Source organism: Desulfolutivibrio sp. (genome assembly GCF_036584575.1).
Taxonomy (GTDB): domain Bacteria; phylum Desulfobacterota; class Desulfovibrionia; order Desulfovibrionales; family Desulfovibrionaceae; genus Desulfolutivibrio.
In genome coordinates this window covers 1-15,156 of record NZ_JAZHDB010000171.1, presented here as the reverse complement: position 1 = coordinate 15,156, position 15,156 = coordinate 1, and the positions used below count along the sequence as shown (strand labels likewise).

Below are 15,156 nucleotides of genomic sequence, written 5' to 3'. Positions count from 1 at the left end.
TCAGCACTCGGGTGACGGCCCGCTTGACCAGTCCCTTGGCCTCCCGGGGGTCCTCAATCTGGTCGCAGATGGCGATCTTGTAGCCCTTGTCGAGCAGCTGGCTCGGCCGGGGGGGAAGGGCGTTTTTTCATGAGGGCCTTCCGTGGACGGAATAAGGGTTTGCGGGGCGCGTCCTTTTCATGGTGCGGCCCCGGCCAGACGCAGGAGCACGTCCGGCCACCAGAATAGGGCCAGCACGAGAAGGGCCGTGACCACCGGCGGGACCACGCACCACAGCGGGGCCTCGCGCATCCCGGCGGCCGGGGTCTTCGTGTTGCGGCGCTTCTTGTGGCCGGCCTGGGCCGGGTCGTCCGGGGCCTGGCCGAAAAAGGCCCGGATGATCACCGGTAAAAAATACGCGGCGCTCAAAAGCGAGCTGACGCACAGGGCCGCCACCACCCCATAGCGGGAGGTCTCGGCTGCGGCCAGCAGGATCTGCCATTTGCTCACGAAGCCTGCCGTGAGCGGCACGCCGATGATGGACAAGGCCCCCACGGCGAAGGCCGCGAAGGTGATCGGCATGCGCCGTCCCAGGCCCCCCATGCGGCTGACGTATTTTTCCCCCGTGGCCACGAAGATGGCCCCGGCGCAAAAAAACAGCGTGATTTTGCCGCAGGCGTGCATGGCGATGTGCAAAAGCCCCCCCACGTCCCCCCGGGGGGTGAGAAGCGCCGCGCCAAGAACCACATAGGCCAGTTGGCCTATGGTGGAATAGGCCAGCCGCCGTTTCAGGCCGTCCTGGGTCAGGGCCACCACCGAGGCCGCGATCATGGTGAACACGCACACCCACACCAGAATGTCTCCCAGATGCAGGGTCGCCAGATAATCGGTTCCCAGGATGCCGGTGACGGCCCGGTAGACGGAAAACACGCCCACCTTGACCACGGCCACGGCGTGAAGGAGCGCCGACACCGGGGTGGGGGCCACCATGGCCGCCGGGAGCCAGGCGTGCATGGGCATGACCGCCGCCTTGGCGAACCCGAAGACGAAGGCGAACAGCAGGCAGCCCACGGCCAGGGCGCCCAGACCCGGGGGCAGCACCCCGCCGGGGGTGAAGGCCAGGGTTCCCGAGAGGTCGTACACGGCGATCATGGCCGGCAGGGCCAGGGCGATGGAGCCGCCCAGGATGTAGGTGAGATAGCGCCGCCCTGAGGCCGCCGCCTCGGCGTCCTGGTGGTGGGTGACCAGGGGATAGGTGGCCAGGGAGAGGATCTCGTAAAAGAGGTAGAGGGTGAACAGGTTGCCGGACAGGGCCACCCCCAGGGCGGCGCTCACGGACACGGCGAAAAAGACGAAATAGCGGGTCTGGGCGTGCTCGGTGAGCCCGCGCATGTAGCCCACGGAATAGATGGAGGTGATGATCCACAAAAATGAGGCCACCAGAGCGAAGAGGAGCCCTGGCCCGTCCACGGCGAAGGCCAGGGAGGCCCCCGGCAGGATCTGGGCCGCCACGTATTCCACCCGGTTCCCGGCCAGGACGGCGGGCAGCATGGTCACCACCAGCAGGAAGCTGGTCACGGCGGCCAGAAAGGTCCAGGCCTCGCGCCGGTTGGGGGAAGCGGCCGCGCCCGCCAGGACCATGCCCGGAATGGCGCACAGCGGCGCAATCACGGCCAGAAGGGGCGCGACGGAGCCGAATGCGGGCAGCACGGCGGCGGCGGAGGCGATGACGGAGGTATCCATGGTCGCGAAACGTCCTTTATCCCAGTCCCGGGGGCAACACCGCGTTGACCGCCAGCCGCACGATATTCCCGGTCAGAAGTCCCATGACCACCAGGCCTGCGGCGACGACGACCAGGGGCGCCAGTCGGGCGGGCGGCATCTCGTCGCAAAAAAGCGGGATGGGCTCGGGATGGGCCGGGGCGGCTTCCCCATGTGGGGCGGCCTGGCCGGTGTGGGCGGGGGGGGCGCCGAAAAAGCCGATCTCGAAGATGCGGAAAAAAAGCACGGCGTTGACCAGGCTGGAAATCACCAACGCCCCGGCAAAGGCGTAGCTTCCGGCCTCGAAGGCTCCGGAGAGCAGATACCATTTGCTGAAAAACCCGCAAAAGGGCGGCACGCCGATTATGGACAGCCCGCCCATGACCAGGGCCGCAGCGGTCACGGGCATGCGCCGGAAAAGCCCCCCCATGTCGGAAAACCGTCCCCCCGTGCCCCGCTCCACGTTGGACGCGGCCAAAAACAGGCACAGGGTCATGATGAGGTCGGCGAAGATGTGGTAGATGGTCCCGGTCAGGCCCGCCCGGTTGCCCAAAAATGCCCCGCCCACCATGTAGCCGACCTCGGACAAAAGGATGAAGCACAACATCTTGCGTAGCGACCGTTGGGCCAGGGCGCAGAAGGAGCCGTAGAGGACGGCCGCCGTGGCCAGAACGAGGACCAGGGTGTTTATGGCCGGGAGGGACCAGGCGGTCTGGGGCGTGAAGACGGAAAGGATCATGCGGACCAGGACGTAGGCCATGACCTTGGTGGTCAGGGGGGCCACCAGGGCCGCGGCCGGGGCGGCGGAAAAGGAATAGGCCGCCGGGAGCCAGGAATGGAACGGGAAAAGGCCCATCTTGACGAAGAGTCCGGCCAGGATGACGCCCCAGGCCGCGGCCAGGGCCGTCGACCCGGACAGGCCGCCCGGCGCCAGTCGGCCGATGATGCCCGAAAGGTCGGCCATGTTGAGGGAGCCGGTCATGATGTACAGGTAGCCCATGCCCAGGAGATACAACGAGGCCCCGAGCGACCCCACGAAGAGGTAGTTGAGGCTGGAGAGCATGGCCCGTTCCCGGCCCTGGGCCAGGATGGCGTAGCCGCTTAAGGCCGCGACCTCGATGAGCACGTAGAGGTTGAAGGCGTCGCCGGTGATGACGATGCCCATGTGCCCGGCCACGGCCAGCAGGTACAGGGCGAAAAAGGCTGAATTTTTTAGGGGATAGCTGGTCTCAATCTCGGCCTTGGAGGCCAGGAAGGTGCACAGCGCCGCCCCGGAGACAAAGGCCAGCATGAGCGCCGACAGGGGGTCGGCCACATAGGAGATGCCGATGGGCGGCGGCCAGCCGCCCACGAAGTAGACGGCCGTGCCCTGGGTGAGGATCTGGATGGACAACAGGACCGAGGCCGTGAACGACGCGGCCAGGGCCAGGCTGGCCACGGCGTAGTTGGCGCGGCGGAAAAGGAACCGTCCGGCGGTCACGGCGAAGGCCCCGAAGAGAAGCGGGGCGATGGCCAGAATGGGCAGTTGGGCGGTCATTTCCCGCGCAGCCTCTGAAGGATCTCGTCCTCCTCGATGGTTCCGTGGTCGCGGTGGATGTTCTGGATCAGGGCCAGGGCCACACCCAGGGTGGCCACGGAGACCACGATGGCCGTCAGCATGAGCACCTGGGGCAGGGGGTTGGCGTAGGCGGCCGGGTCGGCCGTGCCCAGGGCCGGGTCCAGGATGGGGATGCCCGCGCCCTCCTTGGCCCCGATGGAGACGTAAAACAGCATGATGGCCGTCTGAAAGATGCCCAGACCGATGCATTTTTTGAGCAGGTTGGTCTTGGCGATCATGGCGTAGAGTCCGATCATCATGATCGCAAAATAGCTGTAATAATGAAATTTATCTCCAAATTCAGCCAAAAGCTCGTGCATGGTTTACAGCCCCTCTTCCACGGTCCCCCGGGAGGACACCAGCTTGTAGATGGTCACCAATGTGGCCATGACCGTCAGCGCCACGCCGATCTCCACGATGAGGATGCCCATGGACCGGGCGGCCGGGACGGCTGCGCCGAAAAGGGAGGCATAGGCCCCGTAGTCCAGGAAATTGCCGCCGAAAACAAGGGCCAGAAGGCCGGTCCCGGCGTAGAGGCACACCCCGGCGGCGGCGGCCAGGATGGCGGTTTTTTCGGTCAAAAGGCTCTCCACCGTGCGCAGGTCGCGGGAAAGCCCCACCAGGATGAAGCTTGCGGCCAGGAGCACGCCGCCCTGGAAGCCGCCGCCCGGGCTGTAGTGGCCGTGGGCGATGACGTAGAGGGCGAAGACCTGGATGAAGGGGACCATGAACAGGCACATGGTCTCCACCACCATGTCCTGGGGCGTCCAGTCGGCGTCGATGCGCTCGAAGCAGCTCGAACTCGGGGACATCCGGCGCGGCGCGAGCATGGCCAGGACCACCCCGGTGGGCTTGTGGCGGTAGTAGTAGACCTCGGTGATGCCCCGCCTACGCAGGGCGCGCAGGATGAAGAAGCAGGACATGCCCGCCAAAAAGACCACCGTGGTCTCGAACATGGTGTCGAAGCCCCGGTAGTCGGCCAAAACCGAGGTCACGAAGTTGGGCGTGTGGGTCTGGGGCTGGGAGCCCTGGATGTAGTCCGGGGAGACGTGGCGCGAAGGAGCGGAATCCACGGCCCCCAGGCGGGGAAACTCCGAGGCCGTGGCCGCGAAGAGCACCCCGGCCAGGATGACGGCGAAAAGGGCCAGGCGTTTCAATCCTTGGTCCTCCTGGTGGTGCGAAAGACGGCGGCGATCATGAGCACGGTGCTTACGCCCGCGCCGATGGCGGCCTCGGTGAAAGCCACGTCCACGGCGGCCATGGAGACCCACAACAGGCACATCATGAAGCTGTAGGTTCCGAACACCACGGCCGCGCCCAACAGATCCTTGATGGTGATGGAGGCCACGGCGCACACGATGACCAGGACCAGCATGGCGATCTTGATTTCAAGGATCACGGGTCGCTCCTTTGGCCGCCCTTGACCCACGGGGCAAGCCCCGCCCGCAGGCAGGCGTCCACCATGGCGTGGCAGGCCGTGGGCGAGGCCAGAAACTGGAAAAACAGCACCAAAAGGATCTTGAGGCCGACCAGGAGGTGGGCCATGTCGAACATTTCGATTTCATTGAGGAACAGGGCGGCGATAAGGCTTATGGAGCCCATGGTGTCGATCTTCCCGGCCATGTGCAGGCGGGAATAGACGTCGGGCAGACGGATCAGGCCCAGCGTTCCGCCGGTGAAAAAAAGGAGCCCAAGGCCGAGGAGGATGCACACCACGATATCCATGTCCTGCACCCCTACGGCTTGTCGGCCATGCCGCGTTTGAGGAAATAGCGCGAGGCGGCCAGGACGGAGATGAAGTTGAGCATGGCGTAGGCCAGGGCGATGTCCACGAACATGTCCAGACGGCCGAAGGCCGTGCCCAGAAAGAGGATGAGCACCGTGGTCTTGGTGCCCAGGGCGTTGGCCCCCATGAGCCGGTCCAGGGTGGTCGGACCGGCCGCCGTGCGGTACAGGGAGACCAGCATGAGCAGGGAGATGAACACGGCGCTGTAGAGGAAAACGGTATCCATGGCTCACTCCCCGAAGGCGTCGGCGATTTTGCGTTCCATCTCGCCGGGCAGGCCTTCGGCGGATTTGACGTCAATGGCGTGAACCAGGAAATGGCCGCGCTCATTGACGCTGACGGTGATGGTTCCCGGGGTCAGGGTGATGGAGTTGGCGAACACGGTGAGCGCGCCCCGGGAGGTGAGGCGGCTTTTGAAGGTGATGAGCCGGGGGTCGATCTTTTCCATCATCCGGGGATGAAAGACCAGGTAGAGCACCCAGAAATTGGCCTTGACGATTTCCCACGTCAGCCACAGGCCATACAGGGGCAGCCGGAAAAGCAGCCGGAAGGGGAAGGGGGCGTCCGTCCGGGGCGGCAGGAGGCGCAGGGAAAAAAGGGTCACGCCCAGACAGGAGACGACCCCCAGGGACATGTGAAAGACGTCGAACATGCCGGACAGGACCAGCCACACGGCGAAAAGGGAAAAAAACCGGACCAGGATGGACGCGGCTCGGGCGGCCCGGGGCCGGGGGGGGCGCGGCTGGCGTCGGCGTTCCAGGCTGACGTCGTCAACGACCTTGAAAATGACGCCGCCCTGTCCGCTGTCTGGGTTTTGCATAGGTACGCCGTTACATCGGTTGCACTGGGAAGGGCGTGACCGCCCGGACCCGGGATGAAAAAAAGTGGCGCCAGGGAACCTGTGTCCGGCGGCCAGATCGCGATTGACGAAAATGACGATACGACAATCCGGCGGGCATTTCAACGCAAAGCGCGAGTCGGTGCGAAAAGCGGGAAAAATCAGGGAATCCGCGTGGCGGCGGCATCGGTCGGATCATATGCTCCCTCATTTTGTCAGACAGGTGCGTCATTTAGTCTAAGACTTGCTCTCCTCTGTCAGGTGGCTTAGCATGGAGTAAATGCCCACGGATTTCCCAGTCTGCTTAAAATTTGAGACGTGCAACCATTGGAAAATTATCATGCCTGGAACGGTCAAACTCGCGTAGGACTCAAGTGTCGTGACAATGAGCGCGCACAATCGTCTTATTTTTGCAGTCATTATCTGCATTTCATCTCTCTTTCCGCCTGAAATCGCCGTTGGGAAACGATATTCTATCGTCGTACAAGCGGACCCACATTTGGATTTTGCCCGTGAGCTTTGTCGCACTGCACTGGAAAAGGCCGGAATTGAAGCTGAGTTTATTCCTGCACCATTGTGCAATGAACGCCGACAACTCGATATGCTTCGCAGGGGGCTGGTTCAACTGGATATGATGCCGGTAACGCCGAAGCGGCTCCACGCTGCCCGCAATGGTGAAATCCTCATGATCCCAGTTCCGCTTGACCGAGGCATGCTGGGCTGGAGATTGAACCTACTGTTGCACTCGCAGCGCGACATGCTTGCAGACGTACGCTCCGTCGAGGATCTCGCAAAATTCACCATGGGCCAGGGGGAAGGGTGGATGGACGTTGATCTTTACGAAGCCGTCGGCATCCGCACGAAACAGGTTCGACGCTGGAGAGACGCTGAGTTTGTGCAGCAGATGAAGGCAGGCTACTTCCAGCTGTTTCCTTTGGGGCTGGAAGAGGCCTTGGATTATTTCCTCCCTCATTTTCAGACGATCGAGCCCGACATCGTGGCTGACCCGTACATACTCGTCAAATACCCCTGGTTTCGTTTTCCCGCTGTTTCTGCCGTCGCCGAGGATGCCCGGGCGCTGTATGAGGCGCTGCAACATGGATTTGACATCATGGCTCAGGACGGCAGCTTTCTGGAAGTGTTCAGCCACTACAAGAAGTTACCTCCGAAAAGTGCCTTCAGTGAAAGGACCGTGATCGAAATCCCTAATCCGTACTATGCATACGATTTGGTGTCGGAGAAATACCGGCATCTGTTGTACGATCCACTAAGGCAATAATATGTTGAAACGTAGGCGCATCCCTATCGCCCGCCAGTTCATGATGTTTCTCGTGCCGGCCGTGTGCCTGGCCTTTTTTATGGCAGGCGCCTCCACGCTGTATGTCCAGCTTGAGACCAAATCTCGTGAGGTGGAGCAGACGAGAAAAGACATTCTGGAATCCTCTGCCTCGTCCCTGGTGCATCCTCTTTGGGATTGCGATCCAGCGACCAGCCAGGGCATCCTGGATGTACTGGCTCATTGGCCGTCGGTTACGGCGGCAAAGCTGGAAGATTCCTGCTCTGGCGTTACGCTTGTTACCGGGCAAGTCCCCGTTTCGGACAACGTCAAAGACGTTATCCCGGAACATATGGAGATCACGTATCAGGACGAGCACGAGAAACTCCATAATGTTGGGAATTTGACTGTTTATTTTCAGAATTTTTCCCTTTGGGAGCAGGCCTGGAACCAGATGCCGGGACATCTGGTCATTTTATCCATTCTTATGGGGGTCACGTTGCTTACGGTTGCTGTGGCGAATAAACGAATCATTACAGGACCGTTGGAACGTTTCAAAAATGTTATTGATGAATTTTCTTACGATCAGGACTTGCATATAGCAACATTTATCGATCGAAATGATGAGTTAGGCGACGTGGTCAAAGCCTATAATTTAATGATTCGAGAACTTCATCAGCGTTTTGTAAGGCAAGAGACACTTTCAAAATGCAGCCGTCAGCTGCTGGCGTCTCCGGCTTCGGCACGCACTGGAATTGAAGCGGCGCTAGAATTACTTATGCAGACTCTGGATGCCGACAGAGTTTCTGTATTTAAGAATATACAGAAAAACGGCAAGCTCTCCATGCACAGAGAATTCAAAGTGAGTCGTCCAGACTTTGACGAAATGGAAGCTCCGGAACAACTTGCCTACGAACCCATTTTTGCGCATTGGCGCGACAGGCTGTCCGACAAGCAGATTGTGGTAGAATGTATGAGCGATTTTTTCCCAAAAGAATGGGAAGTGATGGGGCTGCAATCTGTCTTGAGTCTCGCCGCCGTGCCCATTTGGGCAGACAGCAAATGGTGGGGGTTTTGCGTTGTGGAGGATGTTCGCAAGGAACGCGCATGGTCACAGAGCGAGTTGACATTTATCCAGACAGCAGGAGACATCATCGGGGCGTACCTGCAACGTACAGAGAAAGAAGAAGAACTTCATCGAGAGCGGGAACAATTTTTCAGCATCTTGGACAGCATCCCGAACATCGTTTATGTGGCCGACATGGACACGTATGAAGTACTTTTCGCCAACAGCACAGCCTCTGAAACTCTTGGCAAGCAGATTGTCGGCATGCCTTGTTATCGCGCACTTCAAGGAAAAGATGCACCTTGTGACTTCTGCACGAATCATATTATTCGCAAACAGAGCGGAGCGTACTATTGGGAGGTGCAGAATCAAAAAAATCAGCATCATTACTATATTGTCGATCAGACCATTCGTTGGAGCGACGGCCGGGACGTGCGTTTTGAAATGGCTATGGACGTGACAGAACTAAAAATAGCGGAACAGGCTCTGCGCGAGAGTGAAAAGTATTTCCGATCAGCCTTTGAAAATGCCAACGATGGTGTGTGTCTTGTCTCTCCGGACGGGTTTATGCGTCAGGTAAATACCCGCATGAGCGAAATTTTCGGTTACAGCCGAGAAGAATTGGAGCGGATGTCCGTTAACGATATCGCTTACTCAGAGGACAAGAGCATCAGCCCCTCATTTATCAAGAAAAGTATTTCAGGCAACGCCACGAACTTTGTATTTGAGAAGCGCTATATTCACAAAAATGGCCAGCTTTTGTGGGGGCGGGTGTCCAGTTCAATGATTACGGACCACCTCGGAAATCCGAAATACTTTATATCCCATGTTCAGGACATCACTCAACGAGTGATGGCTGAAAAGGCGTTGCGTGAAAGCGAACAACGGTACAGAAATTCATTTGAAGGGTTTGAATCCATAAAATTAATAATTGATCCCGATACGTGCGCAATTTTAGATGCGAATGGTGCTGCTGAGGATTTTTATGGATATAGTCGTGAACGACTTAAAAGCATGTTTCTTTGTGACATAACCATTGCTTCAAAAGATGAGATATTGAACCTCTTAAATATAATTATTAGCCAGGGTACAGCTCATTTTGGTTTAAAACAGCAAATTTCTGATGGAAATTCGAGAGATGTTGAGGCGTATACCAGTGCAATGCGTTTTAATGGTCAAGATTTAATCAATATTTCACTGTACGATGTTACAGAAACATTGCGGCTGGAGCAAATCAAGAACGATGTAGAGCGAATAGTTCGACATGATTTAAGATCACCGCTGAATGCTCTTATAAATATACCTCTTCTGCTTTCAGATGAGAAAAATTTAACTATTGATCAAAGGCAAATGCTAACGATGTCTTCTACTTTGGCCAAGCAAATGCTTAATCAAATCAATAGCTCTTTGGAGATGTATAAAATTGAGACAGGAGGATATGAGTTTAAACCGTTGCCCTGTGATCCTCTTTTGGCAATTCAAGATACCGTAAAAATGTTGGACCTTGGTTTTGGAAATGCGATAAAAATTGTTAATATTCGTGACAATATTGATGGAAAGTCTGCATTTTCCTTTAAAACGGACCCCTTGTTATTTCATATAATCATGACAAATTTAATTAAGAATGCTATAGAGGCCAATGTTAAGCTTGCCCCAATATTTGTCGATTTGTCCGTAGCGAAGAATTGCTTGATACTGGAAATACAAAACTCGGATGTGATACCAGCAGAAATTCGGAATTGTTTTTTTGAAAAGTATCGTACGTCAGGAAAGATGGGAGGAACCGGTCTTGGAACATATAGTGCTGCCATGATGACGAAAGCTATTGGTGGTGAAATCCGTATGCAAACTTCTGACGATATTGGAACGATAATTACGATTCAACTTCCTTTCGATAGAACTGAAACATGCTAAGAATATGAAGCATCATCAGTTCAACTTTCAATCGCTTTTGACAGTCATTTTTAGACAAGTTCTCTTGCAAATGTAGAATAATTTCGAGTTTTTTTTCAGAAAACGCTGACTCAATGCAAGGCCGACTTCAGGGCATGAGTGAGTCGGTTTGCCACGCATTCTTTTGGACGACCTCTTCATGGTCTCGGAATGCTGCCTCATTGCACGTGATGCGTTGGCGGTCTGCTGAGACGATAAAAGGTGCTTAGCGAGACGCCAAATATGTCGGCCACTTCATGGCAGCCAATACGTCCGCTCATGGAGCGGTTGCAGACATCGTCAAGGCGCATACGAAGGACTTGGTTTCGGGCGGATCGCCGCATGCCTGGTCCTTTTCTCGGAGAATTTTCGGCATCGGTCAGATCATGTGCTCTCGACAGCCGGACTTGTCAGGACGGAGGCCTTCAGGCATTCTTAAAATTAAACAGAGAAGGGATGGGACGGCCATTCCCGATCACAGCGGATATTTGGGGCACTCATGCCAAGCCGTGAGCCCCGCGCCATCGGCGCGGAGGTCCTCCGGCCTGCCTGGGGAGGTGTGTCATGCACGCCGGACGCAAACAACCGGAGACGAATATGACAAGATCCCTTCAGTTCGTGATATTGTGCGTTCTTCTGGGATGTTGCCCAGCCATCCTGCACGCCGCCACGGGCGACCTGCTCTGGACCGGGGAGATGGGCGGCGACAAGGCCACCTGGTCGACCCCCGTGATTTCAGGCAGCCTGGCCATCATCAAGGGCCAGGACGGCGGCCTGACCGCACTCAATGCGGCCACTGGCGGCCAGATCTGGTACAATGCAACCATTGCGGCGTCCGTCTCCTCGCCCATCCTGCAAGACGGCGTGCTGTATCTCGGCGCGGACACGCATCTGTATCGGATAAACCCGGCCACGGGGGAGGTGCTTACCGACCGCGCCCTGGGCGGATGGTTCGGTTGCCATGCCCCGGCCGCCCTGGCCGGGCGCCTGTATTTCGCCAGGCTTGTAGACATCACATATTCTCTGGTTGCCGTTTCCGCCGCCACCCTGGCCGACATCTGGTCCGTACCCCTCGGGGGAAGCGGAGCCGCCCTGACCGACGGAACCTACGTCTACTCCCTGTCCACCGCGCTCAAAGCGCACAACCCGGCCACCGGGGCCGAACTGTGGTCGGTCTCCCCTCCCTCGGGATACACCACATTCCAGGAAGGAGCGTATAACGGCGGGTATCTGGTGGCCGCCGTGTATTCGAATATGACGGGAACGACGGGACTTACCGGCTGGTATCTGGGCGACGGCGCGAGCGCGCCCAGCCGACTCTGGACCGTCAGCCTGGGGACCAGCGCCACTGCCGACGGCATCCCTCCGGCCATTGACGGCGACAAGGTGTACTTCGCCACCTCGGACGGCTTTGTCCGGGCCTATTCCCTGACGTCCGGGGCCTCCCTGTGGAGTCTCCAGGTTCGTACCTCGGGGTCTGCCGGTCCCAAGCCCGTGGCCCTGGACGGCAAGGTCTACATCCAGGAGATGCTGGATGCCGCAAACAATGCCGTATGCCTTGACGGGGCCACCGGGGCCGTACTGTGGCGGGCGTCGGGCACGGCCGGCATCGTTTGGGGGCAGGCGGCGGTCGGCGGCGGCAGGGCCTACTTCGCAGCGGACTGGGCGGGGGTTTTCGCCTTCGAAACCGCCGTCCACGACGACACCTGGCCCATGTACAAAAATAATTCCGGCCAGACTTCGGCCTCGGGGGATGCGCCGCCTGCCCCGACGCCCGGTGATCCCGCCGCCCGGAACCTGCTGCTGTTGCAGGAGCCGTAAAGCCCGCAGCGGGCGCCAAAACAGCGAACCGCTGAAAGCGGCGGACGCAGGCCGTCCGTTTTCAGCGGTTTTTGCGTGGCGCGTTGTCTCGCCGACCTGGTTCCTGGTACGGTTCTTGACAAAACACCATAATGGTGTATTTTTCAGGTGCGCACTGTGTCGTTGCCCGGGCATTTTCAATCGGTTTCGAGAGGATGGAGAATGCTGCATGGAGAAAAAGAAACCGACATATGACCTCGAGGCCATAAAAGAAGGCGCTGCGAATCCGGACAAACTGGAAATCATAACGAGCGCGATAGTGGGTGCGGCGTCGATCGGTTATGGGAGAGATGAGATAGTTGCAACGATTCAATCCATGTCGCGGACGCATTTTTATAAATCCATGACTTCCGTCAAGGACCACAGGATTTGGCAAGATGTCTACCATGTTCCGTCCCCTGTAGGGGTGTTGTATGTGAAATTCTCATCGGGAATTCTGGCTGAGTTCATTCTCCTGTCGTTTAAGGAGCGGTAGGATTCGATGTACTTTGTGATGTCTCAGGCGTGACGAAAGCGATTTCATTTTTCTGAACGAGGTGCTCTTTATGAATGGACAAATAGTGAATTGCCCGCATGATGGGTGCGTCATGGATCACGATGTTCGGACTGTGACCATTACGTATAAAGGATTTTCGAAGTCCGTCGATGTTCCGGGATGGTATTGTCGTGAATGTGGCGAGGGTATTCATAGCGGAAAAGATATGAAGATCACAGACAAGGCCTTGAATGAATTGAAAATGCAAAGTGAAGGACTCTTAAGCCCTCAGGAAATCCGAAGAATTCGAAAAAAATTGCGTCTCACGCAAAAAGAAGCCGGAACGATCATTGGTGGAGGGCCGCGCGCCTTTCAAAAGTATGAAAGCGGCGAGCTGCTCCCCAGCCGGGCTATTGTGAGCGCGCTGAGATTGCTTGATTCAAACCCCAAGGGTCTCGAACTTCTTCGCAATCCACAGGAGGTATCCCACACGTCGCCTGAGTTTGCGTAGCGGTCTGGGTTGTAGGAAAGCGCCATGCTGGCGTTGTGAAAAAGGAGCGCCCCTCAATCCCGGCCATCCCGGCGACGGCCTGCCTCCGGACAGGCCGCGCGCGTTCACGCCCTTCCCCCGTCGCGATCTCCCGGCCATAATCGGCCGAAAATAAGCCGCTTCGTATTTTTCTCTTCTTCAAAGCCGCAGCATCCCGTCCAAAGCCGCCCCCATAAAAAGACGTCTCGTCTTTTTATAATCTCCCTAAAAGCCGCAGCATCCCGTCCAGAGCCGCCCCCATAAAAAGACATTTTGTCTTTTTATATTCTTCCCAAAAGTCGCAGCATTCCGTCCAGGGCCGTGATGGGATGCGGCGGACATCCCGGGATGTACAGGTCCACCGGCAGCACGGCGTCGGCCCCGTCATGGGATTCGGGCAGCCCGGCGAAGGGCCCCCCGGAGATGGCGCAGGCGCCGGAGGCGATGACGATTTTCGGGTCCGGCGTGGCGTCGTAGCACTTGCGAAGCGCCTCGCGCATGTTCTCGGGGACCGGCCCGGTAATCATCAGCCCGTCGGCGTGGCGCGGCGAGGCCACGAAATCGATGCCGAAGCGCCCCAGGTCGAAGACGATGGTGGTCAACACGTTCAAATCCGCCTCGCAGGCGTTGCAGCCCCCGGCGCTGACCTGCCGCAGCTTCAGCGACCGGCCGAAGAGGGTACGGGTCCGCTTCTCCAGGGCTTCGGCCAGGCGCAGGGCCTCGCCCCGAAAATGCAGGTGCTCCCGTTTCCTCACGGCCAGCCGGTAGTCGCGGCCGAAGGTGATGGCCCCGGTGGGACAGGCGGCCATGCAGTCCGTGCAAAACAGGCACTTGCCCAGGTCGATAAGCGGCGTGCCGCCCAGGCCCAGTCCCGGCCGCATGGCCCCCATGGGACAGGCGGCGGCGCAGGCCGGGGCGGCCAGACAGGCCGCGGGGCATTTCGCGGCGTCGATGACCGGCAGGCCGCGCAGGCGGTCGGGCAGGTTCGGCGCGCCGTCCGGAAAGGCCACGGTGCGGCGTTTTTGATTTAGGCGTTCCAGGGCGGCGCGAAGCACGGGGGGAGGCTCCCTTGGGCGGCCCGGAGGGCTCCGGGACGGTTGGCGGCGCGGCGTGACGACGGGACGCCGGTCATGGCGGTTCTACAGGTCATGTCCGCAATAGGACAGGTTGAAACTCTTGTTGCACAGGGGAAAATCCGAGATGGCCCGGCCGCGAAGGGCCATGGCCAGCCCCTCCCAGTTGTGAAACGACGGGTCCGTCATCTTGTAGCGCATAACCCGCCCGTGTGCATCGGTCAGGGCCGCATGGCAGATCTCGCCTCGCCAGCCCTCAATAAGCGACACGGCAAGGCTCTCCGGCGCAAGGGATCTTGGCCAGGAGGCCGACCCGCCCTGGCGGATGCCGCCTTCCGGCAGCGCGGACAAGGCGTCCAGGGCGGCCCGGATGAGCCTTGCGGACTCGCGGATCTCCTGGCGGCGCACGAAGGCCCGGGCATAGACGTCGCCCGAGGGCCAGACAGCGGCCCGGGCCGCGAGGCGGCGGTAGGCCCCGAAGGGATGGTCCACGCGCACGTCCCGGGCGATGCCGCAGGCCCGGGCCGCCGGTCCCACCAGTCCCAGGGCCGTGGCCGTCTCCCGGCTGATCTCGCCGGTGTGCTCGAAGCGGGCCCGCACCGAGGGCGTCTCGAATAAAAGATCCGCCGCGCCTTCCACATCGCGCAACGTGGACTCGAAACGGCCGCGCAGCTCGGCCAGCCGGGCCGGGTCGGCGTCGAAGGCCACCCCGCCCGGGACCACCAGGCCCCGGCCGAACCGGTTGCCGCACAAAAGCGCCGTCATGTTCAAAAAATCGCCGCGCAGCCGACCGCAAAAAGACATGGTGGGCAGATAGGCCACGTCCCCGGCCAGGGCCCCCAGGTCGCCGGTGTGGTTGGCCAGCCGCTCCAGTTCCAGGGCGATAAGCCTCAAAAAGGCGGCCCGCTCCGGAACCGTCGTCCCTGACAGGGACTCCACGATCCGGCACCAGGCCAGGGTGTGGCCGATGGTGGTGTCCCCGGC

15 protein-coding genes and 1 pseudogene are annotated in these 15,156 nt (G+C 59.0%); 5 read left to right on the top strand and 11 right to left on the bottom strand.

Annotated features, from left to right (window positions below; translation table 11 throughout):
- From V3572_RS12595 to V3572_RS12555, 9 genes and pseudogenes are all read right to left on the bottom strand, one after another.
- Positions 1 to 103, bottom strand: a pseudogene (locus V3572_RS12595) (hypothetical protein); the annotation flags it as partial.
- Between the two features lie 74 nt (positions 104 to 177).
- The gene (locus tag V3572_RS12590; RefSeq protein WP_332111358.1) at positions 178 to 1,722 is read right to left on the bottom strand and encodes a monovalent cation/H+ antiporter subunit D family protein; all 1,545 of its coding nucleotides are present in this window, start codon (positions 1,720 to 1,722) and stop codon (positions 178 to 180) included.
- Between the two features lie 16 nt (positions 1,723 to 1,738).
- Positions 1,739 to 3,277, bottom strand: coding sequence for a proton-conducting transporter transmembrane domain-containing protein (locus tag V3572_RS12585; protein WP_332111357.1), 1,539 nt, complete (start codon positions 3,275 to 3,277; stop codon positions 1,739 to 1,741).
- A complete protein-coding gene (locus tag V3572_RS12580) occupies positions 3,274 to 3,657 on the bottom strand; it encodes a cation:proton antiporter subunit C (protein WP_332111356.1) in 384 nt (127 codons plus the stop codon). Before V3572_RS12580 ends, V3572_RS12585 begins: the two co-directional genes overlap by 4 nt.
- Before the next feature lie 3 nt (positions 3,658 to 3,660).
- Positions 3,661 to 4,494, bottom strand: coding sequence for a hydrogen gas-evolving membrane-bound hydrogenase subunit E (gene mbhE / locus V3572_RS12575; RefSeq protein WP_332111355.1), 834 nt, complete (start codon positions 4,492 to 4,494; stop codon positions 3,661 to 3,663).
- Complete coding sequence (locus V3572_RS12570; protein ID WP_332111354.1) at positions 4,491 to 4,736, bottom strand: hydrogenase subunit MbhD domain-containing protein; 246 nt, start codon at positions 4,734 to 4,736, stop codon at positions 4,491 to 4,493. Before V3572_RS12570 ends, mbhE begins: the two co-directional genes overlap by 4 nt.
- Positions 4,733 to 5,062 carry a monovalent cation/H(+) antiporter subunit G gene (mnhG, locus tag V3572_RS12565; RefSeq protein ID WP_332111353.1) on the bottom strand — a complete coding sequence of 110 codons (330 nt, stop codon included), beginning with the start codon at positions 5,060 to 5,062 and terminating at the stop codon, positions 4,733 to 4,735. The genes V3572_RS12570 and mnhG overlap by 4 nt, the downstream gene beginning before the upstream one ends.
- An 11-nt stretch (positions 5,063 to 5,073) precedes the next feature.
- On the bottom strand, positions 5,074 to 5,349 hold the full coding sequence (locus tag V3572_RS12560; protein ID WP_332111352.1) for a monovalent cation/H+ antiporter complex subunit F: 276 nt from the start codon (positions 5,347 to 5,349) through the stop codon (positions 5,074 to 5,076).
- 3 nt (positions 5,350 to 5,352) lie between these two features.
- Positions 5,353 to 5,943 (bottom strand): Na+/H+ antiporter subunit E, encoded by a 591-nt coding sequence (locus V3572_RS12555; protein WP_332111351.1) that lies wholly within the window; start codon positions 5,941 to 5,943, stop codon positions 5,353 to 5,355.
- Positions 5,944 to 6,346: 403 nt separating this feature from the next.
- Between V3572_RS12555 and V3572_RS12550 the strand changes: the two genes are divergently transcribed.
- The 5 genes from V3572_RS12550 (at position 6,347) to V3572_RS12530 (ending at position 13,081) form a co-directional block, all read left to right on the top strand.
- Positions 6,347 to 7,240, top strand: coding sequence for an amino acid ABC transporter substrate-binding protein (locus V3572_RS12550; RefSeq protein ID WP_332111350.1), 894 nt, complete (start codon positions 6,347 to 6,349; stop codon positions 7,238 to 7,240).
- A gap of 1 nt (position 7,241) precedes the next feature.
- On the top strand, positions 7,242 to 10,217 hold the full coding sequence (locus V3572_RS12545; protein WP_332111348.1) for a PAS domain S-box protein: 2,976 nt from the start codon (positions 7,242 to 7,244) through the stop codon (positions 10,215 to 10,217).
- A 615-nt stretch (positions 10,218 to 10,832) separates the two neighbouring features.
- Complete coding sequence (locus V3572_RS12540; RefSeq protein WP_332111347.1) at positions 10,833 to 12,056, top strand: outer membrane protein assembly factor BamB family protein; 1,224 nt, start codon at positions 10,833 to 10,835, stop codon at positions 12,054 to 12,056.
- A gap of 208 nt (positions 12,057 to 12,264) precedes the next feature.
- Positions 12,265 to 12,570, top strand: a complete 306-nt coding sequence (locus V3572_RS12535) for a type II toxin-antitoxin system MqsR family toxin (protein ID WP_332111345.1) — start codon at positions 12,265 to 12,267, stop codon at positions 12,568 to 12,570.
- 70 nt (positions 12,571 to 12,640) lie between these two features.
- A complete protein-coding gene (locus tag V3572_RS12530; protein WP_332111344.1) occupies positions 12,641 to 13,081 on the top strand; it encodes a type II toxin-antitoxin system MqsA family antitoxin in 441 nt (146 codons plus the stop codon).
- A gap of 299 nt (positions 13,082 to 13,380) precedes the next feature.
- On the opposite strand, the gene V3572_RS12525 is transcribed toward V3572_RS12530, so the two are convergent.
- Together V3572_RS12525 and V3572_RS12520 are read right to left on the bottom strand one after the other, a co-directional pair.
- Positions 13,381 to 14,154, bottom strand: a complete 774-nt coding sequence (locus V3572_RS12525; RefSeq protein ID WP_332111343.1) for a 4Fe-4S binding protein — start codon at positions 14,152 to 14,154, stop codon at positions 13,381 to 13,383.
- A gap of 84 nt (positions 14,155 to 14,238) precedes the next feature.
- On the bottom strand, positions 14,239 to 15,156 hold a 918-nt coding region (locus V3572_RS12520), incomplete at its 5' end, for a hydrogenase large subunit (protein ID WP_442877382.1).

Coding starts and splice junctions, on each gene's coding strand:
- V3572_RS12535 (WP_332111345.1), top strand. CDS start 12,265: ATGGAGAAAAAGAAACCGACATATGACCTCGAGGCCATAAAAGAAGGC.
- V3572_RS12545 (WP_332111348.1), top strand. CDS start 7,242: ATGTTGAAACGTAGGCGCATCCCTATCGCCCGCCAGTTCATGATGTTT.
- V3572_RS12550 (WP_332111350.1), top strand. CDS start 6,347: ATGAGCGCGCACAATCGTCTTATTTTTGCAGTCATTATCTGCATTTCA.
- V3572_RS12555 (WP_332111351.1), bottom strand. CDS start 5,943: ATGCAAAACCCAGACAGCGGACAGGGCGGCGTCATTTTCAAGGTCGTT.
- V3572_RS12580 (WP_332111356.1), bottom strand. CDS start 3,657: ATGCACGAGCTTTTGGCTGAATTTGGAGATAAATTTCATTATTACAGC.
- V3572_RS12585 (WP_332111357.1), bottom strand. CDS start 3,277: ATGACCGCCCAACTGCCCATTCTGGCCATCGCCCCGCTTCTCTTCGGG.
- V3572_RS12560 (WP_332111352.1), bottom strand. CDS start 5,349: ATGGATACCGTTTTCCTCTACAGCGCCGTGTTCATCTCCCTGCTCATG.
- mnhG (WP_332111353.1), bottom strand. CDS start 5,062: ATGGATATCGTGGTGTGCATCCTCCTCGGCCTTGGGCTCCTTTTTTTC.
- V3572_RS12530 (WP_332111344.1), top strand. CDS start 12,641: ATGAATGGACAAATAGTGAATTGCCCGCATGATGGGTGCGTCATGGAT.
- V3572_RS12590 (WP_332111358.1), bottom strand. CDS start 1,722: ATGGATACCTCCGTCATCGCCTCCGCCGCCGCCGTGCTGCCCGCATTC.
- V3572_RS12540 (WP_332111347.1), top strand. CDS start 10,833: ATGACAAGATCCCTTCAGTTCGTGATATTGTGCGTTCTTCTGGGATGT.